The sequence below is a fragment of the Phenylobacterium sp. genome, from assembly GCF_044358365.1.
In the GTDB taxonomy this organism is placed as follows: Bacteria; Pseudomonadota; Alphaproteobacteria; order Caulobacterales; family Caulobacteraceae; genus Phenylobacterium.
In genome coordinates, this window is record NZ_JBIKNZ010000008.1 from 41,118 (window position 1) to 66,624 (window position 25,507).

The window sequence follows — 25,507 nt, forward strand, 5'->3', positions numbered from 1 at the left end:
CAGATGATCCTTCTTTAGGCTAGGGCCTGCGGGTCATGTCTGCTTTCCGGTGCATCAGCAACCGCAGATCAGCAAGATTTCGTCGACGCCGGGGCCAGATGCGGGTGATGGCGCAAGATGCTGACGCGCAGCACCGTCGAGGCCATAGCCCCGCAACCGCGTCGCTCTTCAAGAGCGTAGCCGCTTCGCAACACGCTTGCTGAGAAAATCGGCCGTACCGAGGAATGTGATCGGCGCGCCCTGCAGATAGAGACGCAGTGCCTGCACCGTATCCCTGTAGCGTCCGCCGACTGTGGCGCGGACAATCTCCAGCGGCAGGAACTGACCAAAATACCCTGCCCAGTGCCGGCGAACCGCACGCAACAGTTTCGGATCATCCATCATGCCGCCGGATCCGAGGTGTTCCTCAATAACAAGCAGAAGAGCGGCATACAGACGGGCGGGAGAATAGCTCTGTTGGCCGGAATGGACGCGATAGGACATCACTGTCTCTCCGTGGCAATACCCTCTGGGTTCGCGACCAAGAAGCCGGATATTGAGGTCGTGATCGGCCGCCGAACCTACCTTGTCGCGGAATCCGCCGATCCGGTTCAGCGCTGACACGCGGTACATGCATTGGGAGAAGGATGGGGTCGTTCCCAGCGCGACGTCCCGCGCCGAGAAGCGCCGGGGGGCGACCCTATTCTCCCCGCGCGGCGCGCCGTCGGAGTCGATCAGACTGTTCGACCCGAACACCATGTCGATGTCATCGGAGAAGGCAGCAAGCTGGGTGCGGACTGCCGCCGGGTGGAGCAGATCGTCGTGATCCAAGAAAATCACATACTCTGAGCCCAGAGCTTGAAGCCCTGTATTCCTGGCAGCGGCGTCACCACCATTCTCTCGGCGGATGACTCGAACGACGGAATAGCTGCTGGCGATTTCAGCTGTGTTGTCTGAGGAACCGTCGTCGACGACCAATACCTCGGCTGCCGGTGTGTCCTGGGCCAAGGCGCTTTCGATCATAAGACGAATATATCGCGACGAGTTGTACGCTGGGATAACGATTGCGACTTCGCTCAACAGCGCCTCCCGGCGGTCCTAATGGCCGTGCAACAGTGCTTGTCAGACGCCATAATCTTTCCGTTTCGATCTCATCGACGCAATATTGTCTTGGCAGATATAAACAATTGAGAAAACGGCGCTGCCAGAGCGCGCCGCCCGGCGTCGGGGCAGGGGCGCGGCGTCGGCAGCGTCCAGCGGCCTCGCAGCCGCCGCAATCTAGGCCTTCTGGACAATCGCTAGCTTAATCCGCGGCCGCCGGCTGCCCGCACTGGAGCCTTTCACCTCTGAAAGTACCCGACCGGCGAGGCGGCGCCAGAAGCGGGAATCCGTCAAATGTCGCCCCTCAGCGAGGTCGGCAAGGGTTGGTTGATCGGGACCAAGGCCATGGCGGGCGTTGTATTGGCGCCGATGCCCGTAGAGCCAGTCTTCGTCAATCAGGAACACATTCTTGATGTCAGGTTCCAGAGCCCTCCAGCGGTCCAGGCCAAGCGCACCGCTGTCCGAGAAATGGCCGTCACGGATGAACCGCCGGAACAATTCATCGGTCAAAGGAACCTCGGGCAGGCGGAACTCGTATGTGTCGGGCTGCCAATGCATATCCTCGATGATGAACAGCCCGCCGGACTTCAGTGTAGGGAACAGTCTCAGGAAGGTTTGCTGTTGATGGAAGGCCGCATGCGATCCGTCATCCAGGATGACATCGAAATCGACCTCCAGATCGACCACCTTCTGCAGTTGCGCAGCATCGCCACAGTCGGCGCGGACAAACCTGAACCAGTCGCTTTCGAAGCTCGAGAAGTCCGAGATATCAACGCCGAACAGCTTCGCGTTAGGTAGGTAGGCGTGCCACATCGCGACGGACGGGAGCGCTTCGACCGTGCGATCAATCGCGCCATCCTCCACTTCGGGCCCGCCGCGGCAAAGTCCGATCTCGCAAAAATTCAACGGTTCAAGCCGCCGGCTCGACAGGAGCAATTCATAGAAGAGCGTGTACCCGTGCCCCAGCCCTGTCACCGTACCCTTGTCGGTCAGGCTTTCGTTCGCGATCGCCGTGAGATCCATTGTCAGCCTGCCCCCGTGCCTATGCGATGTGTAGAGGGCCGGGTTCCGGTCATCTACAAGACTAGTTTCGGTGCAACTGTCAAACCCGATGGCAGAACATGTCGCCGTACTCGGCCTGTTCTACCGAAAACGCCTGAAGCCAGGCTTGGGCCTGGGCCATATCCATCCACTCCGGGGTCGCGAACCGATACTCCCGCCCGATGATGGGTCTGAACTGGAACCCTTTTTCGCCCATATGTGCCAGACAGACGCCTGAGGCCTCCTTGCGCCGGGCGCCAAATTCAAAACTGAGGTAGCGCGGCCGGAAACTCATCCCGCGCAGAACATTGATTTCGAAGCCTTCGACGTCGATCTTCACATATTCGGGTTCGCCATACTCGCTGGCCAGCAAATCGAGCGTCGTCACCGGCACGGTGAGGGTCGTCCAGCTGACCTGCTTATAGTCGGGTGAGGTCTCGATCCAGTCTGCATGCCGGTCGACCAGGGTGCTGAACCCGGGTGTGCTGCAGACATTCAGCACAGCCTCACCAGGCGCGTCGCCGATAGCGGAGAACACAGGCTGGAGATCGTTTGTTCTGGCCAACGCCTTTAGGCGGTCCGCGTAGGCGGTGTTCGGTTCGATCGAGACCACCCGGGCGCCCTCCCCCGCGAAGATCTCCGAGTACTCACCCTGGTTCGCCCCGACATCGAAGACCCGCGCGCCGGGCTCAAAAAACTGGCTGTAAAACGCGCCCATTCGCGCCCGGTGGATCGCGTGATCACGATTGAACATCGCCTGCCAGACAGCCCGAGCCGCCGGATAGAGCGGCGTCTTCATGATTGCGGTTTTCAGCATTTCTATCCCTTGGCCGTCTTCTCAAGTCTCATGAGTGCGTTAGCCCGCTCGGAGCCGATCAAGGCGTTTCGCCTCGCAGGCGCAACTGCACCGATGAGTTCGGCCACGAAACGTTCGATCGCAAGCCATTCCTTTTTCGGATCGTTGCCCGTCATCGAAAACCGCGACAAAAGACCATCCGGGATGATGCCCTGCATGGCAATATTCAGACGTGCGCTGCGCTGCTGACCGCCGTCCTGCGGCAGCAGTTCGCCCATCCGGGACCAGTAGATGATGCTTTCGACCCGGCCTTCGGCTTCTGCGGCCAACCGGCGGGCTGGCACCGATACGGAATTGCTGATCTTCAGAGACGTGGGCTCATTCCGCGTCAAATTGAACCCGAAAGCCGGGTAACAGACCTCTGGTCGATGCAACTGCAGTTCGTCGCTTTGTCGGCCGCCATAGGCCATCAACAATGTCACGCTGGCGCCAGTCTTGACGTTTACATACTGTCTGACCAGAAGCTCATTGTAGAGCTTTGCAGACAGGGTGCCTTCCCCGTTGACCGCGTAGGGATCCCCCACATCCTCTGAGTTCCAGTCGCCGAACGCCCGCGGCACGACATCGGCAAGCTTGCCGCTCGTGAGAAGGCGTACTTCGTGGCGCGGCTTCAAAGCGGTCCCCGCGATAGCTCCACTAAAGCAGAGCGCGCCCAACAATAGATCACGACGCGCGATCATGTTTGCTTCCAGGATTTGGGTATAATTCGCCAAAGGAGCATGTCTAGCGAAAACACCAACACTAATGCTACTGCGAACAGGAACAACCCCGCCGCCTCGTGAAGAAAGCCCTGGGCCACTTCATCGCCAAAGAAAAAGGTCAAAAGGATGAGGACAATAATGCGGATGAGGTTACCGAGCACAGCAATCGGGATCGTCATCGCGGCCAGCAATGCCGCGTAGCGCAACGTGGAAGCGCGCAGCAGGTAAATATAGAGCAAACTAACTGCAATTAGTCCAATCATGGAGTTCATTCCAGAGCAAGCATCCTCTACTAAAAGTTGGTATGATCCAACGTAGAGCGTTACGCCCTCCTGGCTGATTGGAATCCCTGCGGCAGAGACAATTACTGCCGCTGCCCAGGACACGAATTGCTTTAGTGGCGCTGTGATGTCATCCATCAACCAGCCTGGTGGAGGCACCAGGAAGGCAAGGTACGCGATCGGGAATACGACACTCGCCAGGGCCTTGGGTCCGATCCGGGAATAGAGCAGCACAACCGCCGCCCCATACAGGCCAGCAACCTCAAGACTGATGAAGTCGAACGCGCGCCCAAAGACATAGAGAGCCAGAGCAAACAGCAGGCCGGTCAAAACGAGCGTCAGGGAACCGGGCCGTTTGGGCGCGCGCGTCTCGACCAGTCCCCTGACGAGCAGCCAGGCTCCAACGGCCAGCACGATGGGGCCGTGCGCCCCAGCTTCGGTCGACCATACCTGCATCCCTAGGCCCGCGAGGGTCGGGATCGCCATCGCGCCAAAGCCTACCAGGATCGCGAGATTGGCCGGCGCGAGGAGTAACTGCAGCGGGGCAAACCTGGGCGCTGGTGGCGCAGCTTCACTCATGTCCGTTCACTCCAGCCATTCAATCCGCCGATCCGCAAGATTCAGGCCAATAAAAATGCCCGTTAGCGAGTCCTTTTTAACAAGTATGGACCAAGTTCAAATTAGTCCTGTTTTGATTTATCAAGGCTGAACGGTGCGAGCGACCTTGGTTGACGACCCGCTTCGGATGATGGACCAAGTCATGACCTGTCGGGAGAGCATTGCAACGTGCACGTCGTAGTTCGGCGTGATAAATTTCTGAAATAACGCGGCACGAGGGGGAAGAAATGGACGCAACACAACAAAACCTGCTCGTACTGACGGCCCTCATGGGGGCGGCCGGCATTGGGGCGCTGTTCATCGCTGTGCTGTCGAGCCGATCGCTCCGGGAACAGGGCCTGAAACGCCTTGTAAAACGGTGGCTCGGCAACTAGCGCAATCAAAAGTCGAACTCTGACAAATTGTCTCGACCAACTCGTCTGAGTCCACAACTCCAGTTAGCGTAGAGCTGTCATTGCCATGGCGCCGAATCTAAAGGGACCGCCCCACGACGGGAAGCGTGCGTCTGCCCGAGATTCCATGCCAGATGACCAATCGCCGGGATCAGTCAGACACAATCTGGGTCGCATCTTTCAGCGCCTGTTTTCCATCGGCAACTCTCAATCCGGACGAACAGCGATCAGCGCCGGCGCATGGTCCGCGTTCGGCTATGGCGCCACGACGGTGCTGCGCTTCATCTCGCGGGTCGTTCTCGCCAAATTTCTGTCCGACGCCTCGCCCATGGGCGACGTCGCCATCATCGTGGTCATTCTGGCCGGGCTGGAGATGATCTCGGATCTCGGTATCGGCTTCGGGATTGTGCAGCATCGGAAGGGCCAGGATCGCACCTTCCTGGGGACGGCGTTCTCTGTGCAGGCGCTTCGCGGCGTGGGCATCTGGCTGATTGCTTCGGCGCTCGCGCAGCCGATCGCATGGCTCTATCGTGACCAGGACTTGATGGGCCTGATGCTCTTCGGAGCCCTTTCCACACTGTTCAAGGCCTTCTCCAACCCCGGGATCTGGCTATTCACCCGCGGTATGGATCTGCGGCGCCCGACATTCCTTACGATCGGATCCGAAGTTTTGGGTTTCATCGTGACGGTGGTCTGGGTGGTCATGTCTCCGTCTGCATGGGCGATTGTCGGTGGAACCGTCGCCTCCGCCGCGGCGTACGCAGTTGGGTCGCATCTCATGGCCACGCGGATCCGCTTCGCCTGGAACCCAGGAATGGCGCGCGATATCATTCAGTTTGGCGGGTGGATGTTGATCTCTTCCGGCACTTACTTCCTGAGCAGTCGGGGCGAGACCCTCTTGCTGCGCGGTTCCATTCCCGACGCCGAGTTCGGATGTTTCGCCTTTGCAACCATGCTTGTCACGACGCCGGTGGTCGGGATTACTCAACTTGCGAGCCAGGTGTTCTTTCCCATGCTCTCCGCCTCGATGCGGGAAGACCGGGCCCGCGCCGAGCGTCAGTTCAAGCTCGGCAAGTGGGCATTCACGGGGGTGGCCCTCTGCTTCGTCTGGGGCGGCATATTCATCGGACCGATAATCGTGGAACTGATGAACCTCCCGCCAGCTTTCGATGGTCTGACCTGGATGGTGCCGTTGCTGGCGGTGCGCGCATCACTGGACATTCTCGTCGCGCCGACCGGCAGCGTGCTTTTCGCGGCAGGCGCCTCGCGATATTCGGCCTGGGCCAATGTGATCAGACTCGTCGTACTCGTCGGGGGCCTCTACGCCATTGTGCCCGAATGGGGCCTTCGCGGCGCCATGTGGATCCTGATCGGAGCGCCAGCGATCTCCTACCTCGCGCTGCTTCCAGGGCTTCACCGGCAGATGCCCGGCGCATTGAAGGTCGATCTGACCAATCTTGGCGTATTCTGGCTCGGAACGACCGCAGCCCTGATCATCCATTTCTCTATCTGAGCGAAACCATACCGAGGCGTACCAGGCCTCAGAAGTTGTTCAGAACTGTGCCAATGGCCCGGGCGCGCTCTGTCCGGAGCTGGTCTGCAAGAACGCGTACATCCGACACCAGTGTGTGGTTCTTGCGCGTGACGATCAGCGCAAATCCGGTGACCGTGCTGACCCTCAACCCATCCGCACAACTGTTGGCAGGCGGGGTGTCGATGATCGTCATGTCATAATCGCGCAGGCAGTTGTTTATGCTCTCGGGGAACTTGTCCCCGGATAGCAACTCGTGGGCGGCACTGTCCGGCTGGCCCGCCCGCAGTACGTCGAGGTTGGGCAACACGTTCTCGTCTGTGAACTCGGCGATGCTGTCGGAGAACGATGTCAGGCAGGCGAACAACCCACCGCCGACCAGCTTGGGCTCGAAATAGGTGTGGACCGAGGGATTTCTCAGATCAGCATCCACCAGAAGCGTCTTCACTCCGATCTGGGACAGCGATATCGCCAGATTCACGGCCACAAAGGTGGCGCCGACCTCAGGGGTTGGCCCGCAAATCGCCAGAGCGCGGCGCCCAAGCTGAAGATGCTGGGACTGGAGCCGTGTCCGCAGAACGCGAATGGACTCTGCGGCAGCTCCATCCGGGTCTGTCAGCAGAACGCGGCGCTCAGACTGGCTCGCAGGTCCAGGAACCGGTAGCGGCCCCGACGCCTTGCGCTCGGCGCGCTCCGCATTTGATTGGCCACTCGCCATTACGCACTTGCTCCAGCCACGACGCCTTTTGAGAACTGGCCGCGCCTGTTGCGCGGCGCCCGCGCCGGCGCTGCTGAGCCGAGGATGGCGAGGCAGTTCAAATTCTTGTCGAACTCAAGATCCTCGAAGCCGCGCACCCGCCGATTGAGCAGTTCGATCAACACGGCCAGCACGAGACCAAGACCTCCGCCGAGCGCAAACGAACCCGCAAGGATAAGTGGCTTGTTGGGGAATGCAGGGCTTGTCGGCGTCACGACGACCCCGATCGGCGACATACCGCTGTCCGCCACCCCGGCTTCAAGGGTCAGCTCGGCAGCTCTGGCGGCCGTCTTCTCATACTGTTCCCGCCGCAGGTCGACTTCGGTTTGAAGCTGGCGCAGACGCTCGATCTTGTCGCGCTGTGCGATCACCACGGACTTCTGCTGTTGAAGCGCCCGCGTCACCTCTCCAATTGCCGCCGAGGCATTCGGCCCGGCCCGCGCCGCAGCCTCTTCCTGGGCTACAACGCTGGCCACGAGCGCACGCTGGGCGCGCAACTGTTGCATCTGAGGATGGTTAGGTCCCAGCTTCTCAGAGTTCTGGGCAAGTTGAGCGTCAATCTGAGCCAGTTGAAGCTTTGAGGTCGATGAGATGGTGACAGGCGCTGAAAGTGCAGCCGAGGGGGCATTGGCTGCCTGATTAACCAGAGCCGCCAGCCTTGCGCTGTCGGTATCCTGTTGCGCGCCAGCCTTGTCGCCCTGCATGACAATGCCGTTTGCCCGCTCGAAATTGGCCGTCGCCAACTGGGCTTCCTCTGCGCGTTGACGCGCGACATCCGCCTGGGTCGAGTACCAACGCGCGTTTCGGCTGGCTTCCTCGCGTCGGTTGGCCAAGGTGTAGTCCACGAACGACTGTCGGAGCGCCTCCGCGCCAACCTTGGCTTCGGTAGGCGATGTCGAACTGAACGTGATTTCAAAGATGGTGCCGGACGCCAGCCCGGCCTTGGTGCGGTCGGAGACCTGCTGCGCCAGCCATCGACGGAAGTCCCGGGTGTCTGTGGCGGGTCGCGCCTGGTACTGGGCGATCAGACCCGGATCACTGAGCCAGCCCAGCTGATCAACCACGGCAGCAGTCACCTGATAGTCCTTGACCAACTCTTGCTGTGTTTGGACGTAGGTTCCGAAATTTTGCAGGTTCGCGACATCGCCGGTCACCTGATCAGGTTTGAGGACATTCATGTTGACGTGCGCCGTGGCTTCATACCGCGGAGGCACAAGCAGAACCACGGCAAGTCCACCGATCACCGTGAACACCGTGCAGGCAGCAATAAGGAGCCAACGCGCCCAGATGATTCTCAGAAACTGAATAATGCTCATGTTTTGTCCGTCATCGCGCTAGAATAGTCGCTCACCAATCGTGATGATGTCGCCGACCTTTACAACGTCATCAAGCTTGGCCTTCTTCAGAGGCTTGCCATCACGAACCACTTTCAGCTTTTTCTCACTGCCATTTTCCGTCACACCACCGCCCTTTGCCAAGGCCATGCGGAAGGTCAGCCCATTTGTGACAGGGAACTGCCCAGGCGTATTCACCTGGCCCGAGATATAGAAGACCTCGTCCTGGACGGACGGGATGAAGATTTTATCTCCGCTCTGGACCAGCGGATCCTCCCCGACACCGCCGGCTGCAAGCTTCGCGATATAGTAGCGCTGGGCCGTAATTGCGCCTGCCTTGGTCAGCAGGATGTAGTCTGCGGCATTGCCTGTGCCGCCCCCAACCCGGGCCAGGATCTCGGAAAGCCTGTAGTTACGGTCCAAAGGCAAAAGGCCCGGCGACCCCACAGCGCCGAGGACCGTAACATAGCGACTGGAGATGCTGACGACGTCGGCCCGCACGATCGGGTCGGCATAGAAGCCACCCTTGATCAGGGCCTGCCTGACGTCCTCAGAAAGCTCGATGACGGTGCGCTCACTCGCCACAATCTTGCCGATCAGAGGCAGCAAGATCGTACCATCCGTGCTCACCCTGGCCCGGGAGCCGAAGTCGGCGCGACCAACCAGACTGATCTCCACGGTATCGCCAAACCCTAACAAGTAAGAGCTGTCGACCGGCGCGGGCGCGATGGAGCCAGAGGCCGCCGCCGAAGCCGTTGGCGGGACCGCCTTGGAAGCCGGGTCGCCAGGGGCCGTCTGGGCAAATGCCGGCGCAGTCATCGTCGATGCGCCCAGCACGAGAGCGGCGATCAATCGGCTTTGGATTCGAACCATCTTCATTACCATTGCTCGTTAGAATTGAGTGGTGAAGCCGAGCGTCACGTTGTCGGACGTGAAATCATAAATTCGAACGTCCGCTTTTCTTTCAACATGCTCCGCTGACAGCATAATCTGCGCATTTCTACCAATCTTCATGGAACCGCTGACATTTCCTGACAACTGCTTACTGTCTCGGATTTGCAATGGCGAAGGTATTCCTCCACGATACTGATCCCGGGAACCCCGAACTCCCGCACCAAGAGAAATTCTCTGGGACAATCTGTAATTGATCTTGAAGTCGACGGACTGCGCATACAGGTAGCTCGTGTTCGCCAACACCGACGCCTGATTGCTGCGATCATAGCCAAGACTAAGTTGAATTCGTGGCGTCGCCCTGTATTCAAGCGCGGCATTTCCGCTGATGCCGGTGCTCTTCGCGCTCGTACCGTTCAGCTGGTTCACCAGGACCGCCGCCGTCCCACTCAGCCGCATCCCGATCTTCCGGGCGTACTGAACCCCGACGCTATACTGTTCAAAGTCCTCGGTCGTACTCAGTCCAGAAGGAAGCGCATTCAGGGGATCATCACCATAGTAGACTTTCGAGTACTGGGCGATCAGGCTGATATCACCGAGAGTGGCGTTGCGGTAGCCCACCGAAGCGGCCCCGCTACGGGTGTCGGAATCGACGAAACCCTGTTGTTTTCCCCGGTTCCGAAGCTTTCCAGCCGAGGCTTGGACCGAGCCAATAACAGCGCCGCTGGCACAGTTCATAGAGACGGATGCGAGCGGTTGTTCGGTGATGTTTGTGGCGACAGGCAGCGCCAGATCGTCCACAAGTGATCGGCGGCGCGCGAAGCTTGCACCGACCAGCCCGCTGCAGGGTCCGAGCTGGCTGCCAGCTCCGGCCGAGACCTGATAATCTTCCCCGTCCAGGATCTTGTTATGGACATGACGCCGGGCATCTGCGGCTCCGGTCAGGAAGAGGACATTGCGCCCCGACAGAAGCTGAAACCTGAGCGTGGCGCCCGACTGGAAGGTCACATCACTGGGTTTGATCCGGCGAATGGTCGCGAGTGTGTCGTCCCCACCTGAAACATTGCTGGCGTAGGCGACATTGCTGCGGACATCTGCAGCGAAGCGTTTTGCCCCCGCCGGAGGAGTGATCGAACCTCCAGCGGCCTGTGCGTGCGCGCTGCTTGCAGCCATCAGGACACAGCTGATAGTCATCGGTGTAGCAAGGACGCCAGGCAGTCGGTGCATTCGATGTCCCCGCGCCGGACGCAAAGCAGGCAACCTCGACAAGCCGACGCGAATTGACCCATTCAGGTAAACGCCAGCTTGCCATATGCGGCTCGAGAACATGGCTAGTTCGGCTTGGCGGGCGGCGCGACCGGGCTAGCCGCTTTTGGCGCGCTCTTCGCCGGCGGCTTCGCAGGCTCGAACGCCTTGGCGTACTGCACGTCCTTCATCCCCGCTTGAACGACCGCCCCGAACTGTCGCTGCACAGAGTCCCGGGTCCGGGTTTGCTTCAGGTAGTTTGTCGCATGCTGAACGGCGAGGTTGTCGGGTACCGGATCGACCCGCGCCGCAGCAATGGTTCCAACCAACACCACATTGTTCTGGGGCAACACAAAGATCTCGCCCGGTTTCAGCTTGATCAATTGATCGACGAGGCGCGGATCGACGGAGAACGCATCAAGCTCGCCCGAACCGCCCGTAAAGACGATCTTGCGCTGCGTCAGCAGGGCGCGAACCTCATCGAGGGTGTTCAAAGGCTGCAGCGCCGCCGCGAGTGTCGGATCGTTTGGCGCGTTGAAGCGAAGGCCATCGATCGTAAAGCGCTTGCGCGCGCTATAGACGTCGGGATGCTCATTGATGAACTTCCGGGCCTCGTCCAGACCGGGAGTAGGAACCGCGCGAACCAGCTGGTCCTGCCAGGCCGCTACCAGCAGCGACTCATTGGTGCGCTCCTTCTGGCGTGAGAATTCCGGCGACTTGTCGATCTTCCGCTCTTCGGCAGCTTCCACAAGAAGCTTGCGCTGAATAATGGCGTTCAGCGCCTGCTGCTCCGCAGCCTTTCGGATCTGCGCATTCGGAGCCTTGAAGCCGCCCATCTCGCCCTGAAGATCAAGGACGGTGATCTCATCCTTGCCGACCTTGGCGACAACCTGGCCCTTCGGCTGACCACCGTTGCCGCATGACGCGACCCCGACAAAAGCGACAACCGCCATAGCGACGGCAAGTTTCGAGTTCATTAGACAATCCCTTTTGATCTACGCGATTCGTCGATCAAGCTGCATACAAATTGCTTCCAGACAAACCAACCCGTCAGATCTTTATCATCGCCCGAACATCGTCGCCGTCAAATATCTCGCTAACGATGCCGCTGGCTGACCGTAAGAGCTTCAGCCCGGAACTATGACAAAATCTGTTTCCAAGTCCTTTAGACTAACGCAACGCGTCGAACCCTTCATCAAGATTGCGCTCCGATGCAATTACCTTGCCAGGTTTGAGCGGAGTTAAACTCTCTGTAAGAGGGACGCGTCATCCTAACCCCCGCCCGAGCTTCCGGCGGCGGCGACCAGAATGTAAGCCTTCAACCAAGTTACAGAATGTCGATCAATCTTCGAACGGTTGCAGTACAGAGTTTCGCGACGGCATGGCCGACGTTGAGATCTGCGGCGGCGACGGCTCTCGCACGAGGCGTCGAGTATGCGCCCGTCTTCGGAGCGCGCGCGGTGCGGAGGCGAAATCGCGTCGTCATCGGCCCTTACGCGCGCAACCGAACGCTATTGGGCACCCTGATTTTGCTCGCCGCCGTGCCTGTCGGACTTTTGTTCTGCCTTTTTTACGGCGCCTTCTTCGGACTGACGGCGCCTTACTATATCGTCCCCGCCGTAATCCCAATCGCCATCATGATCGGGATCATCATCTGGGCCTTGCCCGATCAGAGGACGGCTCCGACACTTCCTATTGAGTTCCTGTTCGCCATCTACTTCGTCGGCAATATTGTCTGGCCGACCTACCTAGCAATCTCCCTGCCAGGGCTCCCCTGGATATCACTTCTCAGAATAATCGCGCTGCCGATGGCCGGTTTCTTCCTGGTCAGCCTCTCGGTGTCCAGGAAATTCCGCCAGTACGCCTATGAGAGCGTCACATCGATCAAGCCCGTCTGGATCTGCGCCGTAGGTTTTTCTATAATTCAACTATTGACGACGTTCGCTTCAAAATCACCACTATCGTCTGGACAAGCTGCATTCGATCAGATGATCAATTTTACTATGATTTTTTTTATCGGTTGCGTCATATTTCGCAAACATGGAATGCCAGAGCGATACTTTATACTATTGTGCGCCCTTTCAATTTTTACCATAATTCTCACAGTTATAGAGAACCAAAAACAATATGTCATATGGGCTAGACATATACCAGATTTCCTGCTGCCATCATCGCCAAATTTGCAGAATACGTTGAACTCAACCTTCCGCCAATATACAAATGTGTACAGAGCAAAAGCTACTTTTCTTACTCCACTCGCGCTAGCTGAGTTCATATCACTTGTTACACCATTTTTATTGTATTTTGTATTGTACCATCGCAATTTGTTAATTCGTATTTTGTTTATTGCTATGGTCCCAATGACGTTTGCTGCAGTCCGCATGACAGATGCGCGCCTTGGCGTAGTTGGAGTATTCGTATCCGTGCTTATGTACGGGTTGATCTGGAGCTATTTGAGATGGCGAGCACAACCTCGTGATCTTTTTGCTGCAGCAACGGTCTACGCCTATCCTGTTATCTTCTTCACCGCAGTTGCTGGAATTCTGACAAGCACGCGCTTGAGTACGATGGTCTTTGGTGGCGGCGCACAGGCTTCGAGCACTGAGGCCCGGATGACCCAGTTAGGAATGGCGTCAAAGAGTTTTTGGCGTCAACCTTGGGGCTACGGAGCTGCTCAATCCGGTAACGAGATGGGATTCGCGAAGGACGCGTTCATCACCATCGACAACTTCTTCATTAGCGTACAGCTGGACTATGGCCTCCTCGGAATCATTTTCTGGTACGGCATGTTCATCATCGGGATCGCCGTGGCGCTGTTCCACTGCCTGTCGGATCGATACGCCAGCCGACACGAGGCTCGCCTGCTTGCGCCCCTCGCCGTCTCGCTCACCGGATTTCTGATTATAAAGTGGGTCCATGGTCAGGACGAAAATCACTCGTTCTTCTTCATGATGCTCGGGATGGTCTCGGCCCTGGTCTACAGATTGCGACATAACGAGGTCGCCGCCCCGATAACGGATGCGAGGCCCCAGGCGACCTAGCCCCGCTGTCGAACCTTGCCGCCTTCGATTTTCCCTCCAAAGTTCTACAGGGAGCACTAAAACAGCGACGCACGTAACTCAAAACTCTGCCGGTGCGGAGGCTGGTTAGTAAGAGGGTCATGATTTCCGTGCTAGAGATCTCAACCAATTCACGGCGAGAGGTAAGCGGTGTCGTTCACGGCTAGATCATTGTGGCCCTGGCCGCAGAAGAAGAAGAAAAAGTCGGCAAGGGTACGCCCGGCCGACCTGGCCGTCACACTACCCGAGGCCACGGTCGTTGCGGTTGAGCGGCGTCCCGTAAAGCCTGCTCTTGGGCTTCCGCGCTTCCACACGACCGCGGCCGATCATGTGGATCGCGAGCGGCTCGATCCTCGCGCCCGCGAGAGGGTGAGGCTGCGCAGCACCTTCACGCCAGCCCAGCCTGTCGTCGATCCCCAGATGTTCGCTGGCCGTCGCGACATCCTTGAAACGCTCATCCGGTCAGTCGAGGACCAACGCTCGCACGTCGTCATCTTCGGAGAGCGCGGCGCGGGCAAGACGTCGCTTCTGCGCATGCTTTCGCGCGCCGCCGAGGAAGCGAAATACATCGTGGTCTATTTCTCGTGCGGCGCCACGTCCGATTTCACCGAGACGTTTCGTGCGGTGGCCACCGAGGTTCCTCTTCTGTATCACAGCGGGATCTCGCCCATCAGTTCGAATCCAGAGGTCGGAACCTCGCTGCTGGATCTACTGGGACCGGGCAAGCTTACGCCGCGGTTGTTCGGAGACGCTGCAGCGAAACTTGTTGGAACGCGCGTCATCGTGGTGCTGGACGAGTTTGATCGCGCCGAGTCTGCCGACTTCCGGCGCGACGTCGCCGAATTGATCAAGACCCTATCCGACGTCTCGGCGCGCCTGCAATTGGTGATCGGCGGGGTTGCTTCCGATCTCATTGAACTGATGGAACACATTCCGTCGATACGCCGCAACGTCGCTGCCGTGCGGGTGTCAGCGATGAGTGACGAGGAGGTTGTCGCGCTAGTCGAGAACGGATCCAAGATGAGCGGCGTGAGGTTTGACGCCGACGCGGTTCAACTCGTGGTTTCGGCCGCTCGCGGTTCGCCCTATCTCACGAGCCTGCTCTGCCACGTGGCGGGTATGCTGGCGCTGGACGCCGGGCGGGTGCGTGTAGACTACAACGACATGGTCCGCGCTCTGGACGACGTCCTGGCGGACTTCCGGCGAAGAATTCCCACCAAACTGGCGAACGAACTCGACCAGGCGGCCGTCGGCATTCGGACGAGCCGCCAGGGACCGCCGGGCGAAAAGGGCTCGGGCGCAGCGGACACCGGCGTCGGCAACGTTTCGGCCAAGGTGCTTGAGACGCTGGAGAAGAAGGGCACCCTCGCCGGCATCAAGCCCGCAGCCTACGCATTGATGATCGACAGCGTGACCCCCTACCTGCAACTCAAGGGCGCACGAGAGGAAATCTTCGAGAAGGCTGAAAGACTGCAACAGCCGGCCAAGTCGGCAATTGCCTAGCCTGTGCGCGCCTGAGCCGGGAAAACTCCGGGTTAAACGGTTATGAAGATGAGGCGTCATCGTCGTCCTCGTCGACGTTGATGGCCCGATCTTCCTTGTTCTTCAGCCACGAATTCCAGATGTAGATGACAAACAAGATGAGCAGAACACCGAGCGTCGGCAAAGCCAAAGCGTCCATCGATATCTCTCCGGCCTGGGCTGTCGCCGGCCCGACTTCCTGATCGCCTAGATGCCGTGGCCAAAGCAAATTGGCAACGGCCCCGGGCAGATGAGCGGGTTTCGTGACGCGGGCTGAGCCTGGGATCGAAGTCCATGCCTCTTCGATCGGTCGGAACCCCGACCCCAACGGAGCCGAGCCTCTCACGCGTCATGCAGATCCCCGATTTCGATAAGTCCAGCGAGACCGTAATCCGGGGGACCGTGACAGCTAGCGAGCTGCGGGGGTTGCCGGGAAAACTGGCGGGCTGTGTCTACCGAGAGGACGGGACAAAGGTCACGCTTTCCGAGCGTCTTGGCGGGGTCATGGGCGACTATGTCATATCCGATAATCCCGAGGTCGTTACGCCAGTTAATGGACTCGAGACGCTGTATGGTCGCGGCCTGTACCTCGGCCACTATATGGGCGGGCACTACGGCCACTTCATCACCGAGACGCTCTCGACGTTCTGGATCTTTGAGGAGACGCCCGCCGCAGCCTTTGACTATTTCCTGTTCCATCCCTTTGTGTTCGGATTGGAGATCCCTGCTTATGTACAGTTCTGCCTGGATCGATTTGAGATACCGGTCGAAAAGATTGCCTTCGTCGGGTCAGAAGCGCTGACTTTCGAGGAACTTCTGGTTCCCGAGCGTCTGTTCCGTCTGAACCATTCGGCAGACCCCCGGTCCCGCTGGACCTACCAGCACCTCTCAAGTGAAACCCAGGAGCCATTCCCTCCATCGCCGCGGCTCTATCTGTCGAGGCGCCATTTCAGCCGCACTAATTTCGAACGGGTCGTCGCCAACGAAGTTGAGATGGAGCGTGAGTTCCTGCGCCGTGGATTTCGCGTCCTTTATCCGGAAACCATGGGCTTCGAAGATCAGATCGCGCTCTACTCCCGGGCGGACTGCATGGCGGGAATCTCCGGGTCTGGTCTCCACAACAGCATCTTCATGCGGCCACAGTCTTCGGTCATCGAACTGGGCGACCCGCGTTACGATGGCCAGCCGGCCCCATCCCAGGCACTTTGCAACAAGGTCTCCGGCGTAAGCGCAAAATTCATTCCATTTGCCGGCCGGCGGTTCGGCGCCCGTGGAACCATGCTGTCTGATATGCCCTTCCTGCGCCGCTCGCTCGACAGCATCGCCGAAGCCGCACCCCGACCGGATCATCCGAGCGGCGCTCGGACAGGCCTCTTGCGGCGGCTCGTCGACACCCTTGAGGTCGCCTACCTTTCGGTCCGTCCTGCGCTTGGCTTTGCCGCGCGACGGCTTCTAGGACTGATGCGCCACCGCCGTTGACAGATCACGCGCGACCCTTACGCTCAGCTGGAGCGCTGTTCCCACGGTCGACCAGGCGACGCCGGCGAGCGCCGATGGGTCCCCGCTGAAGTAGCCCTCAAACGCCTCGCGCACCTGCGCCGGCGCCCTGCCCGCCTGCCGAGAACGTCGCAATTCGCCGGGCGGGCGATCAAACAGTTGCTGCAAGGCTTCGTTGAGCCGCCGGACACTGCCGAAGCCCGAGGCCAAGGCCACCTCGCCGATGGGCAACAGGGTCTCGTGGATAAGTGGTTTGGCCAGCAGGACGCGCCGGGTCCGGGCCACCACGACCGGCGACGCGCCCAGGCGCTATGCCAAGTCTTCCACATCGCCGGTATCCAGCGCTCCGCTCTCGATCAGCTCCAATGCCCTTAATGCTGTATTGGAGGCCCCCCGCCACGCCCCGAGGTCGGGCGCCGTTTCCGGCCGACAGCGCTGGCAGGGTCGGTAGCCCGCTTCCTGACAAGCGGCCGCGCCGGGGTGGAATGTCATGTTCTGCACCTCTCAGGGCACATCTAACCAGGCCAGCGTGGCGACCAGCGGATAGTGATCCGAGCCCATCTCCGGGCCGCGTTTCACCGAAACCGTCCGCCACGCACCGCCAGCATAAAGATGATCGATCGAAAGGAAGGGCCAGGGGAACCGGATGCCGTGGAACATGGGCAGCCGCACCGGCCAGGTCAGATGCGCACGGTCGCGCCGTTCAAGTCCGAAGGCCGCGTCCGCCGCCCGCTGACGAAATGACCACTGGGTCGAGTTGAAGTCTCCGGCCAGAATTGTCCGGGAGCGATCCATGGTGTTGAGAAGGGCGGTAATTTTCTGGGCGTCCGCCCATGCAGCGCGGGCGGGGATCGGCCAGCCACAGTGCACCCCCACAACGGTGAATGGCGTGCCGTCAGGACCACGCAACACCACCCAACTCAAGGCCGTCGGGCCGCCGGCCAGGAAGCGCGCATCCCAGGCTACACGCTCATCGAGCGGTTTGTCCCGCGTCGCGATGAACGCGCCGCTGCCTTCGAAGACCCTCAGGCCTGTCTCCGCACGGATCGCCTCGGCCAGAAGCCTGGAGCCCTCCGGGAGGACGAGAATGTCGGGATTCTCCGCCGCGACCCACCGGGCGACCTCCCGGATATCCCGGTTCCGGGTCCAGGCGTTGAAGGTGATGATCTTGAGCGTGCGCGCGGGATCTGCCGCTGCGTAGCGGTCTGGCAGTCGCCTCAGATCGACCGCCATAAGCATGGTCGCGGATATCACGGCGATGAGCGAAAGGGCGGCGAAAGTCCAACGGCGCCAGCGCCTCAGAACCAGCACGGCCAAAAGCAGACTCACGAGGCTACTTGCGAGCCAGACAGGCGCGAAGTGGGTGAGAAGATCGAGCCGGTCATTCCATCGACCGCCCTGGGCGCCAACAGCAGCCACACAGGTTCCCAGCGCCAGCCCGGCCACGCCCCATTCGACAATGACACGAACGGCCGCGGTTATGCTGCGCGGCGACGGGCTACCCACTGAAACCGCTGCATTCTCGGACCAAGGCACGCTCTGACAGGATACCAAAACCGGTGACCCGCCGTGTCGGGCCTAGCTGCCGTCCTGACAGATGACGGACCCGGCCGCCGGGTCCACCGATCCCCTTCGGCCAGGATCGGGGTTCAGCGATCGATGCCGTAACGGTACACCGCCCGCAGCCCGAAATCTCCTAACCCCGGATTCTGCTTCCCCGCCAGTTGGGCGTGGCTCAGATGGATCCATGAGAGTTCAAGCGAGAGCCTGTTCGTCGCCTTCCAGCCCAGGGACCATTCGGGCTCGAACAGGACACGCGAGCCGAGGTCGAGCTTGGTCTGCCAGTCGACAAGCCGGCGCTGGCGCTCCGCCGGGGACAATCCCGGCTCATCCGGCGACGGCAGATTGACCTTGGCCGTGTGGATGGCCGCGCCAATGCCCGGCTGAAAATAGAAGCGACCATCGGCGAAATTGAACCGCCAGGACAGGCCCGCCGCGGCATAGTTCGTTCCGCCTCGCGTATTGACCCCGACAATCAGATGAACCCGGGGCTTGAACACAAAAGCCAGCTCATCAAGCGAGGCGGTTCGAACACCCGCCACGATCTGGGGACTGTTCTCATATCCGCCGAACGAGACTCGATCCGAGATGTCGTGGGCATACACGCCCAGCAGCGCCTCGCCGGCCATTGCCGGGCAGGCGGTCGAGGCAAGGATCCCAGTTGCGGCCAGGCCGAGAGTCCATCGCACGATCATGATCCTCCTAGCGCCTGTATTGGAGGCTAGCACCTTTCTAATTCGTTGAACGGCCGCGGCGGCCAGGGCTGAACGCCCGCGGCGGATTTTGCAGCGTCTAGCTTGAAGCCCTGGACGCGGCTACCGGCGGCTGCATCGTATCGGATCTGTGGCGTTCGCGCTGTCGCATGCGCTCAAGATAGACGTCGCTGAACCAGATCTCCGCGGTCAGGAGCGTCCACAGAGACTCGCTTGCGTCGGTACGGCCGCTGCAATGCGCATCCACCAGATTCCTGACGGCAGCGGGATCGCCGTAGCGCGCCACGAGGCCGTCGGAACCGATCAGTCTTGCGTACAGCATCTCCCGCATTGGGCCTCGGAACCACTGCGCCAACGGAACGCGGAAACCCCACTTGCGCCGGGCGATAATGTGCGCAGGAAGCATGTCGCTCGCCCATTGACGGACGATCCACTTTCCGACGCCCTTCCGGACCTTCAAATTGTCCGGTAGGCCCATGCCAAAAGCCACCAGTTCCTTGTCCAGGAAGGGTGGCCTGACCTCGAGCCCTTCGGCCATCGTCATGCGATCGCCGCGCTCCAGCATATTGTCCGGCAGCCAGGTTGCATAGTCCGTCGCCTGCATCCGAAACAGCGCTGTTTCAGATGGAAACTCGGCCAGAGCCGCGCTCTGGGATTGTGTCGTTCTGGCGAGATTGGCTTCGGTCCACCCAAGTCCAGGCAGCAAGGCCCGTAGGTCTTTGGAGTCAAGATAGCTGAACCATTGCACCAGGCGATCGATCTCTTGTCCCCCGGCCATGGCCCGAAACGCAACCATGGCACGGCGGGCGTCGCCACCGAGCATCCCGAATAGCGCAGCGGCTTTATCCGGACCCGCGACCGCCAGAGCCTTTCGCAAGACCCAGGGCACATCTGCGTAGGCATGTTTGGGGTACCCCCCGAACACCTCATCGGCGCCTTCACCGGAGAGAACGACTTTGACAGACTGGCGAGCCAGCCGGCTCATTTCGGCAATGGCGACATCGGCGGGCTGGCTCACCGGACCATCGCGCACCCAGGTCAGTTCGCTGAGGCGGGCGATGTAGCTCTCGGGTCCGATCGATATCGATTGGTGGACCGTATCGAACTGCGCGGCGACCTGCTCGGCGAAGGGCAGCTCGGTGAACGGATCACCCTCAAAACCGACCGAGAAGGTGCGGATTTCCGCCTTGTCGGGCCTTATCTTGCGCATGGCGGCCACGATCAGGCTGCTGTCCAGCCCGCCCGACAGGAACGCGCCCACAGGAACGTCGGCGATCAGGCGCTCACGAACTGAGTCCATAAAGACATCGCGGCCCCGCTGGACCAGTTCGAGCGTACTCGCACCCGAATTGTGGGCACGGGACTTTTCAACTTCTGCCTTGAGCGAATGGTGACGACCGATCCTGAGTCCCGATCTACTAAACTCAAGGTAGCATCCTGGTTCCAGCTTCCTGACGCCAGCATGCAAGCGACCCTCTCCGTAGACAGCCCGAAAGCGCAAAGCCTGGCGCAGGGCGTCCTCATCGAGTTCGACATCGACCTCAGGGTGCTCGAGCAGGGCCTTCGGTTCACTGCCGAAAACAATCAAGCCCGGCCGGGGCGTCGCGTAGAAGAGGGGCTTCTCGCCGACAGCATCGCGCCCGAGCAACAGTCGTTCATTCACCCGATCCCATGCGCCGAACGCGAACATCGCGTCAAACCGGGGCAAGGCATCGGCCCATTCCAGGCCGAGCCAGCGGAGCAACACCTCGGTGTCGCCCATCGTATGGAGGACCTCTCCAAGGGCCGAAAGGTCGGCGCGCAGCTCCTGGTAGTTGTAGGTTTCCCCGTTGTAGACGATCAGGAGATCGCTGTCGGCGAACCCCATCGGTTGGGGACTTCCCGCCACGTCGATAATGCTCAGTCGCGTGTGAGCGAGGCCGCACGGCCCCTCGACAAGCACTCCATGAGCATCAGGGCCTCGGCGCGCGAGGGCCTGGGTCATGCCTAGAAGGATCTGGCGCTGCGCCGACCCGGAGGCAAAGTCGACATACCCGGCTATCCCGCACATCAGGCGGCTCTCGATCGGCAAGCTATAGAAGTATTCATCTGCCGACCCAGGAGTAGAATTTGCCTTCGGACCTTTGCAAGGTCGGCGCCACTGGCGGGACGGCGACCCGACCCGCGTCCGCTTGTCGGCCGCCCCTTACCGACACGGGCGGGAGCCCTGAGGGATCTTGGACATGAAACAGGATGTCACAACCTATCAGAGAATTTTGAACGCGGCGCGCCGCAGCGTCGGCCTGTCGTGCGTCGCGCTTACTCGATTTTTTGTCGTTTGGACCATTGGACATGCAAATGCCTGAGCTACAACCGGATAATGACAAGCTTCACCAGAGGCCATAGGCGTCCCCCGATTGCGCAAAAGAACATGTCAGGCGGGCCGGTTAGCGACGGGCAGGGAGGAGCGCGAGGAGTCATCGCGTTCCCACACATATCGCTCCATCGATTTGAATTGCTTCAAGGCCCGCATGCGCGAGACCACAGTGACAAAGACATAGGGCAGCGCTTCGGCGTAAAGCCTGGGGCGGCTAAGAATAGCCATCAGCGCACGGCCGTACTTCTTTGTACCTAAGTCTCGACGAGCGAGGTGGGGGAACTCTCTCCAGAGTTGCAGGTCGCCCAGCCGGCTGCGCGTCCTGATCTTGAGCAGGTCCCGCAGGGAGAGAGGCGCTCTAACCTCGCTTATGGCGCTACCGACCAGCTTCCGCTCATGAGGCTGAAACAACAGCCGGACATAGCCGTCGTCGGCGATGAGATCGGGGAAAGGCCCGAATCTGCTACGTCCGGCCTCGCTGATCGCATAGACCCCGGCCGTGATCATGCCTTCCTGGATGTAGGGCAGCGCCATCCAGAACCGGTAGTAGGCGCGGACGACCCAGTTCGCATTGGAGCCAAAGATCGTCTCGGGTTGTGGGGAGCAGGCGAGGAACCCGTCCTGCGACAGAGTTCTGGCCAGTTCGCGCAAAGACGTCAGATCCATCACCACGTCGGCGTCCATATAGACCCTAGGATACCCCAGCGCCGCGGCGTCGCCGAGGTTCAGGGCATGCGTCTTTGACGGGACGTCCGTCTCCAGAACCCGAACTGGCGAACCGAACTGCCTTGCGATCTCCGCCGTGTCGTCGGAACACCCGTTGCAGACCACCAGAACCTCGAGTTCGCCCGGGCTGTGGCCTGACGTGAGCGCTGTCAGACACCGTCCGATAACGGCTGCTTCGTTGTAGGCGGGGATAATGGCCGAGATCAGCGGCGGGGTTCCTTCAGAATTTCGCATCGGCTTGCATTTAGCAAGATGCGCCAGGATGAAGCTGCAGCCCGCAGGCAGGTCGGGTGCCCGACACCAGCCTTCGAGGGTTATGTTTTGTGATGCGACTGTGCGTGCCAGCGGTTACATTTGGGTGAAAGTACAGTCATTCAGACAGGCTCTGATCACATTTTATGAAGGCGCCGGTGTTTAGACCACAGTGGAGCCTCTCCATTCCGGCACATCGACGCCGATACAGGTCCGGGGTTCGAGTCGAACGAGGGGTACACGGTGTCCAGCTCCAACTATGTCATTCGGGAACTCGAGGACGCTGACCTGGGTCAACTTGCGGGCCTGCTGACAGAGGGATTTTCACGACACTCCCTGAGCTTCTGGGAGGCGAGCCTGGCCCGACTGCGCGCGCGGAAGGCTGCGCCGGGCACGCCACAATACGGCTACGGAATCGAGGACGGCGGACTGCAGGGGGCTGCTCTCGCCCTGGGATCGCTACACGGGCCAGCCGGCTCACCGCAGACCATTGTCAACATTTCCAGCTGGACTGTCAGAGCCTCTCACCGCGGAACGGCAGCGAAAGCCCTTTACGAACATGCGAGCAGCTTTGACGGGCCGACCTACAGCAATCTGTCCGCCGCCTCGCACACACTGAAGACAATAACCCGGTTCGGCTTTCGTGAAGGAACCGCAGGTCAGGTCATCGGCGTCGGAACCCGACAGTCATCCAGCACGCCGCGCCGCGTCATTCCGTTGAAAGACGCCCAATTTGCCGGACTGAGCGCCGAGAAACTAGAACTCCTGCAGTACCACCAGGACCGGGGATGCATCGTATTCTGCCTGGAACTCGCTGACCGGCTGGCCCCGTTGATCTTTCTGCCGCGCCGCGTCGCACGCGGTATTCCAGTCGCCCAGTTGATCTACTGCGAACTGCTGAGCGACATCATAGACCACAGTCGGCTGATCTACCTATCCCTGCTCGCCCGGGGCTGGGCTACGCTTCTGGTCGACGCGTCCGGACCTATCCCGGGCATCCTGGGACGTTACTTCCCGGGCAAAGCCGCGAAGTACTACAAGGGGGCCCTTCCCTTGTATGCCGTCGACCACACCTATTCCGAGATGATCTATATCGGCTTCTAGCACGTCGCCCGGCTGCTAGCGCATCCGTTTGATGGCCGATTTCAGCGTTCGCCTGACTGAGCCGAGCGCGCTCTCACGCTTGGTCGCCATATCGGCCACCGCAGTCGATGCCCAGTCCTTTCGATACGATTCCCTGGGCACGATCCGGCCGGTTGTCTCTGCCAGACCGCCATCGCTGGTATAGATGGTCTTAAACGCGCCCAGTTCTGACATCACGCGCCGGTCATAGCTGCCAAAGGGAATGGCGACGGAATCCACGATCTGGCCGACTACGTCTTCGATCTTCCGCCGGGCCTCGTGGACCTCCTTCTGAAGCGTCGGTGCGTCCACACGCCTCCAGTCGACGTGACTCCAGCCGTGGCTGCCGATGGCCATACCGGCGTCGATCATTTCCAGCATGGCAGAACGATCAAGGTAGCCCGCCTGTCCGATCCGGCCCGCACAGACGAAAAAGGCCGCGCGGAGATTGCGTTTGACCAGAGCCGGGGTTGCGATCCTGGCGTCGCTTTCGTTGCCGTCATCAAACGTCAGTTCGATCGGAATTCCGGCAGCTGCGGACGCCGCCGGGATCGCATCCAGGATAGCCTCGAAGGTGGAGGGCGCGTCGCACCAGTACAGGGCTTCATCCGGCTCCACCCACGACGGCATGACGCCGATACCGTGGACGTCGAGCACCAGGCGTTGGGTGACTGCCATTGTGACCTTTCCAATTGCTAGGTTCTGGCACGACGGCGTATTCGCCGCAAACTTCATCCCTACTCCGGAATTTGGCAAACAAAGCGGGCCTCTTCAACAAATGAGGTCGGCGTTACCGATCCGTAAAGTGCAGTCGCCGCATGACCTCCATGTTTGCAAGGCTAGGTCCGACAGGACAATACAATGGGTGGCAAGTGACGGCGATGCGGAACCAGGAGACTGTGGGGAGCCCGCCTCGCGCGAAGGAGGCGAGCCCCGGGAAGATTCGCATCTGCCTCGCGGGATCAGGCGGTGGGCACGTGCGCCAGCTTCTCGACCTGAAGGACGTCTGGTCCCGGCACGACTATTTCTTTGTCACCGAAGACACGGCGCTGGGGCAGACTCTGAACGAAAGTCACCGCACCTATCTTCTGCCCCACTTCGCCTGGGGCCAGGCCAAACTCGGGGCGCCTCTGCGCATGTTGCTCTCGGCGTGGACGAGTTTCTTCAGGTCTGCAGCGATCATCCTGAGGGAGCGCCCGGATGTCATCATCAGTTCGGGCGCCGGCGCAGTCTTCTTCCCCGTGGTGTGGGCGCGGCTTATGGGCGCCTGCGTGGTGGTCATCGAGTCCTTTGCGCGCTTCGAAGGGCCATCGCTCTTCGGCCGACTGGCCTCGCCGTTGGCCCACCACATGGTTGTCCAGTCACCAAAGCTCAGTCGCTTCTACCCCCGGGCTCATATCTTTGATCCACTTCGCATTCTGGCGGCGCCTCCGCCGAAATCCGGAATGTTCTTCGCAACCGTCGGCGCGACTCTGCCGTTCGATCGTCTGGTCGAGAGCGTAGGCAAACTGAAGCTGGAAGGCGCCATCCCAGAGCGCCTGCTGGTTCAGACGGGGAATGGAGGATTGAAGCCCGATGGGGTGGAAGTAGTGGAAACTCTGCCGTTCGACGAAGTTCAGAAGATCCTCCAGGAGGCGGCGATCGTCCTGTGTCACGGCGGGACAGGATCACTGATCACGGCCTTGCGGGAGGGATGTCAGGTGATCGCGATGCCGCGGCTGGCGTCTATCGGCGAGCACTATGACGACCATCAGGCCGAAATCACCAAGGCGTTCGAGGATCGCGGCCTGATCCTGGTGGCCAACACGGTCGATGAGTTGCGCGACGCGATATCCCGGGCGAGGCTCAGGCAGCCCGTTGCCGCCACGAGCGATCCGGTCGCACTAATGAGCTTTCTGACGGGCCTGCTCGACCAGGCGCCCGAACGCCGCAAACGTCCTCAGCTGCAGCGCGATCCAACCCGGCCCTGAGAAT

Annotated in this window: 24 protein-coding genes; 6 read left to right on the top strand and 18 right to left on the bottom strand. The window is 60.3% G+C overall.

Annotated features, from left to right (window positions below):
* Positions 1–168: 168 nt before the first annotated feature.
* The 5 genes from ACIQ3B_RS04085 to xrtV form a co-directional block, all read right to left on the bottom strand.
* The gene (locus ACIQ3B_RS04085; protein ID WP_397400049.1) at positions 169–1,059 is read right to left on the bottom strand and encodes a glycosyltransferase family 2 protein; all 891 of its coding nucleotides are present in this window, start codon (positions 1,057–1,059) and stop codon (positions 169–171) included.
* 198 nt (positions 1,060–1,257) lie between these two features.
* Entirely contained in the window at positions 1,258–2,103 is an 846-nt protein-coding gene (locus ACIQ3B_RS04090) for a hypothetical protein (protein ID WP_397400050.1), read from the bottom strand.
* Between the two features lie 79 nt (positions 2,104–2,182).
* Positions 2,183–2,938: an FkbM family methyltransferase gene (locus ACIQ3B_RS04095; RefSeq protein WP_397400051.1), complete on the bottom strand. Its 756-nt coding sequence runs from the start codon at positions 2,936–2,938 to the stop codon at positions 2,183–2,185.
* A gap of 2 nt (positions 2,939–2,940) precedes the next feature.
* Positions 2,941–3,657: an exosortase C-terminal domain/associated protein EpsI gene (locus ACIQ3B_RS04100; protein ID WP_397400052.1), complete on the bottom strand. Its 717-nt coding sequence runs from the start codon at positions 3,655–3,657 to the stop codon at positions 2,941–2,943.
* On the bottom strand, positions 3,654–4,538 hold the full coding sequence (gene xrtV, locus ACIQ3B_RS04105) for an exosortase V (RefSeq protein WP_397400053.1): 885 nt from the start codon (positions 4,536–4,538) through the stop codon (positions 3,654–3,656). The genes ACIQ3B_RS04100 and xrtV overlap by 4 nt, the downstream gene beginning before the upstream one ends.
* A 558-nt stretch (positions 4,539–5,096) precedes the next feature.
* Here xrtV and ACIQ3B_RS04110 point away from each other — a divergent pair.
* Positions 5,097–6,482 carry an oligosaccharide flippase family protein gene (locus ACIQ3B_RS04110; RefSeq protein ID WP_397400054.1) on the top strand — a complete coding sequence of 462 codons (1,386 nt, stop codon included), beginning with the start codon at positions 5,097–5,099 and terminating at the stop codon, positions 6,480–6,482.
* A 28-nt stretch (positions 6,483–6,510) separates the two neighbouring features.
* Here ACIQ3B_RS04110 and ACIQ3B_RS04115 read toward each other — a convergent pair whose 3' ends face one another.
* The 5 genes from ACIQ3B_RS04115 to ACIQ3B_RS04135 form a co-directional block, all read right to left on the bottom strand.
* Positions 6,511–7,218 (bottom strand): CpsD/CapB family tyrosine-protein kinase, encoded by a 708-nt coding sequence (locus ACIQ3B_RS04115; protein ID WP_397400055.1) that lies wholly within the window; start codon positions 7,216–7,218, stop codon positions 6,511–6,513.
* Positions 7,218–8,573, bottom strand: a complete 1,356-nt coding sequence (locus tag ACIQ3B_RS04120) for a GumC family protein (RefSeq protein ID WP_397400056.1) — start codon at positions 8,571–8,573, stop codon at positions 7,218–7,220. Before ACIQ3B_RS04120 ends, ACIQ3B_RS04115 begins: the two co-directional genes overlap by 1 nt.
* An 18-nt stretch (positions 8,574–8,591) precedes the next feature.
* Complete coding sequence (locus ACIQ3B_RS04125) at positions 8,592–9,428, bottom strand: SLBB domain-containing protein (protein WP_397400057.1); 837 nt, start codon at positions 9,426–9,428, stop codon at positions 8,592–8,594.
* Between the two features lie 54 nt (positions 9,429–9,482).
* Positions 9,483–10,709: an outer membrane beta-barrel protein gene (locus ACIQ3B_RS04130; protein WP_397400058.1), complete on the bottom strand. Its 1,227-nt coding sequence runs from the start codon at positions 10,707–10,709 to the stop codon at positions 9,483–9,485.
* A gap of 104 nt (positions 10,710–10,813) precedes the next feature.
* On the bottom strand, positions 10,814–11,704 hold the full coding sequence (locus tag ACIQ3B_RS04135; RefSeq protein ID WP_397400059.1) for a SurA N-terminal domain-containing protein: 891 nt from the start codon (positions 11,702–11,704) through the stop codon (positions 10,814–10,816).
* 357 nt (positions 11,705–12,061) lie between these two features.
* Here ACIQ3B_RS04135 and ACIQ3B_RS04140 point away from each other — a divergent pair, with 357 nt between their 5' ends.
* Together ACIQ3B_RS04140 and ACIQ3B_RS04145 are read left to right on the top strand one after the other, a co-directional pair.
* Positions 12,062–13,768, top strand: a complete 1,707-nt coding sequence (locus ACIQ3B_RS04140) for an O-antigen ligase family protein (protein ID WP_397400060.1) — start codon at positions 12,062–12,064, stop codon at positions 13,766–13,768.
* A 189-nt stretch (positions 13,769–13,957) separates the two neighbouring features.
* Positions 13,958–15,289 carry an AAA family ATPase gene (locus ACIQ3B_RS04145; RefSeq protein WP_397400061.1) on the top strand — a complete coding sequence of 444 codons (1,332 nt, stop codon included), beginning with the start codon at positions 13,958–13,960 and terminating at the stop codon, positions 15,287–15,289.
* Positions 15,290–15,329: 40 nt separating this feature from the next.
* On the opposite strand, the gene ACIQ3B_RS04150 is transcribed toward ACIQ3B_RS04145, so the two are convergent.
* On the bottom strand, positions 15,330–15,467 hold the full coding sequence (locus tag ACIQ3B_RS04150; protein WP_397400062.1) for a hypothetical protein: 138 nt from the start codon (positions 15,465–15,467) through the stop codon (positions 15,330–15,332).
* Positions 15,468–15,811: 344 nt separating this feature from the next.
* Between ACIQ3B_RS04150 and ACIQ3B_RS04155 the strand changes: the two genes are divergently transcribed.
* Positions 15,812–16,786 (top strand): glycosyltransferase family 61 protein, encoded by a 975-nt coding sequence (locus ACIQ3B_RS04155; RefSeq protein ID WP_397400063.1) that lies wholly within the window; start codon positions 15,812–15,814, stop codon positions 16,784–16,786.
* On the opposite strand, the gene ACIQ3B_RS04160 is transcribed toward ACIQ3B_RS04155, so the two are convergent.
* From ACIQ3B_RS04160 to ACIQ3B_RS04185, 6 genes are all read right to left on the bottom strand, one after another.
* Entirely contained in the window at positions 16,760–17,110 is a 351-nt protein-coding gene (locus ACIQ3B_RS04160) for a helix-turn-helix domain-containing protein (RefSeq protein WP_397400085.1), read from the bottom strand. The genes ACIQ3B_RS04155 and ACIQ3B_RS04160 overlap by 27 nt on opposite strands.
* 3 nt (positions 17,111–17,113) lie before the next feature.
* Positions 17,114–17,296: an Ada metal-binding domain-containing protein gene (locus tag ACIQ3B_RS04165; protein WP_397400064.1), complete on the bottom strand. Its 183-nt coding sequence runs from the start codon at positions 17,294–17,296 to the stop codon at positions 17,114–17,116.
* A gap of 12 nt (positions 17,297–17,308) precedes the next feature.
* Positions 17,309–18,223, bottom strand: coding sequence for an endonuclease/exonuclease/phosphatase family protein (locus tag ACIQ3B_RS04170; RefSeq protein WP_397400065.1), 915 nt, complete (start codon positions 18,221–18,223; stop codon positions 17,309–17,311).
* Between the two features lie 230 nt (positions 18,224–18,453).
* Entirely contained in the window at positions 18,454–19,053 is a 600-nt protein-coding gene (locus ACIQ3B_RS04175; RefSeq protein WP_397400066.1) for an acyloxyacyl hydrolase, read from the bottom strand.
* Between the two features lie 103 nt (positions 19,054–19,156).
* Positions 19,157–21,127: an asparagine synthase (glutamine-hydrolyzing) gene (asnB, locus tag ACIQ3B_RS04180; RefSeq protein ID WP_397400086.1), complete on the bottom strand. Its 1,971-nt coding sequence runs from the start codon at positions 21,125–21,127 to the stop codon at positions 19,157–19,159.
* 363 nt (positions 21,128–21,490) lie between these two features.
* Positions 21,491–22,393 (bottom strand): glycosyltransferase, encoded by a 903-nt coding sequence (locus ACIQ3B_RS04185; RefSeq protein ID WP_397400067.1) that lies wholly within the window; start codon positions 22,391–22,393, stop codon positions 21,491–21,493.
* Positions 22,394–22,654: 261 nt separating this feature from the next.
* Between ACIQ3B_RS04185 and ACIQ3B_RS04190 the strand changes: the two genes are divergently transcribed.
* On the top strand, positions 22,655–23,515 hold the full coding sequence (locus ACIQ3B_RS04190) for a hypothetical protein (protein ID WP_397400068.1): 861 nt from the start codon (positions 22,655–22,657) through the stop codon (positions 23,513–23,515).
* Positions 23,516–23,530: 15 nt separating this feature from the next.
* Here ACIQ3B_RS04190 and ACIQ3B_RS04195 read toward each other — a convergent pair whose 3' ends face one another.
* Positions 23,531–24,211, bottom strand: coding sequence for a polysaccharide deacetylase family protein (locus ACIQ3B_RS04195; protein WP_397400069.1), 681 nt, complete (start codon positions 24,209–24,211; stop codon positions 23,531–23,533).
* A 203-nt stretch (positions 24,212–24,414) separates the two neighbouring features.
* Between ACIQ3B_RS04195 and welK the strand changes: the two genes are divergently transcribed.
* Complete coding sequence (gene welK / locus ACIQ3B_RS04200; RefSeq protein ID WP_397400070.1) at positions 24,415–25,503, top strand: beta-1,4-glucuronosyltransferase WelK; 1,089 nt, start codon at positions 24,415–24,417, stop codon at positions 25,501–25,503.
* Positions 25,504–25,507 lie beyond the last annotated feature (4 nt).

What these genes read in the sequence shown, in the direction of transcription:
- ACIQ3B_RS04090 (WP_397400050.1), bottom strand. Translation starts at nt 2,103, where the DNA reads ATGGATCTCACGGCGATCGCGAACGAAAGCCTGACCGACAAGGGTACG.
- ACIQ3B_RS04095 (WP_397400051.1), bottom strand. Translation starts at nt 2,938, where the DNA reads ATGCTGAAAACCGCAATCATGAAGACGCCGCTCTATCCGGCGGCTCGG.
- ACIQ3B_RS04100 (WP_397400052.1), bottom strand. Translation starts at nt 3,657, where the DNA reads ATGATCGCGCGTCGTGATCTATTGTTGGGCGCGCTCTGCTTTAGTGGA.
- xrtV (WP_397400053.1), bottom strand. Translation starts at nt 4,538, where the DNA reads ATGAGTGAAGCTGCGCCACCAGCGCCCAGGTTTGCCCCGCTGCAGTTA.
- ACIQ3B_RS04110 (WP_397400054.1), top strand. Translation starts at nt 5,097, where the DNA reads ATGCCAGATGACCAATCGCCGGGATCAGTCAGACACAATCTGGGTCGC.
- ACIQ3B_RS04115 (WP_397400055.1), bottom strand. Translation starts at nt 7,218, where the DNA reads ATGGCGAGTGGCCAATCAAATGCGGAGCGCGCCGAGCGCAAGGCGTCG.
- ACIQ3B_RS04120 (WP_397400056.1), bottom strand. Translation starts at nt 8,573, where the DNA reads ATGAGCATTATTCAGTTTCTGAGAATCATCTGGGCGCGTTGGCTCCTT.
- ACIQ3B_RS04130 (WP_397400058.1), bottom strand. Translation starts at nt 10,709, where the DNA reads ATGCACCGACTGCCTGGCGTCCTTGCTACACCGATGACTATCAGCTGT.
- ACIQ3B_RS04135 (WP_397400059.1), bottom strand. Translation starts at nt 11,704, where the DNA reads ATGAACTCGAAACTTGCCGTCGCTATGGCGGTTGTCGCTTTTGTCGGG.
- ACIQ3B_RS04140 (WP_397400060.1), top strand. Translation starts at nt 12,062, where the DNA reads ATGTCGATCAATCTTCGAACGGTTGCAGTACAGAGTTTCGCGACGGCA.
- ACIQ3B_RS04150 (WP_397400062.1), bottom strand. Translation starts at nt 15,467, where the DNA reads ATGGACGCTTTGGCTTTGCCGACGCTCGGTGTTCTGCTCATCTTGTTT.
- ACIQ3B_RS04155 (WP_397400063.1), top strand. Translation starts at nt 15,812, where the DNA reads ATGGGCGACTATGTCATATCCGATAATCCCGAGGTCGTTACGCCAGTT.
- ACIQ3B_RS04165 (WP_397400064.1), bottom strand. Translation starts at nt 17,296, where the DNA reads ATGACATTCCACCCCGGCGCGGCCGCTTGTCAGGAAGCGGGCTACCGA.
- asnB (WP_397400086.1), bottom strand. Translation starts at nt 21,127, where the DNA reads ATGTGCGGGATAGCCGGGTATGTCGACTTTGCCTCCGGGTCGGCGCAG.
- ACIQ3B_RS04185 (WP_397400067.1), bottom strand. Translation starts at nt 22,393, where the DNA reads ATGCGAAATTCTGAAGGAACCCCGCCGCTGATCTCGGCCATTATCCCC.
- ACIQ3B_RS04195 (WP_397400069.1), bottom strand. Translation starts at nt 24,211, where the DNA reads ATGGCAGTCACCCAACGCCTGGTGCTCGACGTCCACGGTATCGGCGTC.
- welK (WP_397400070.1), top strand. Translation starts at nt 24,415, where the DNA reads ATGCGGAACCAGGAGACTGTGGGGAGCCCGCCTCGCGCGAAGGAGGCG.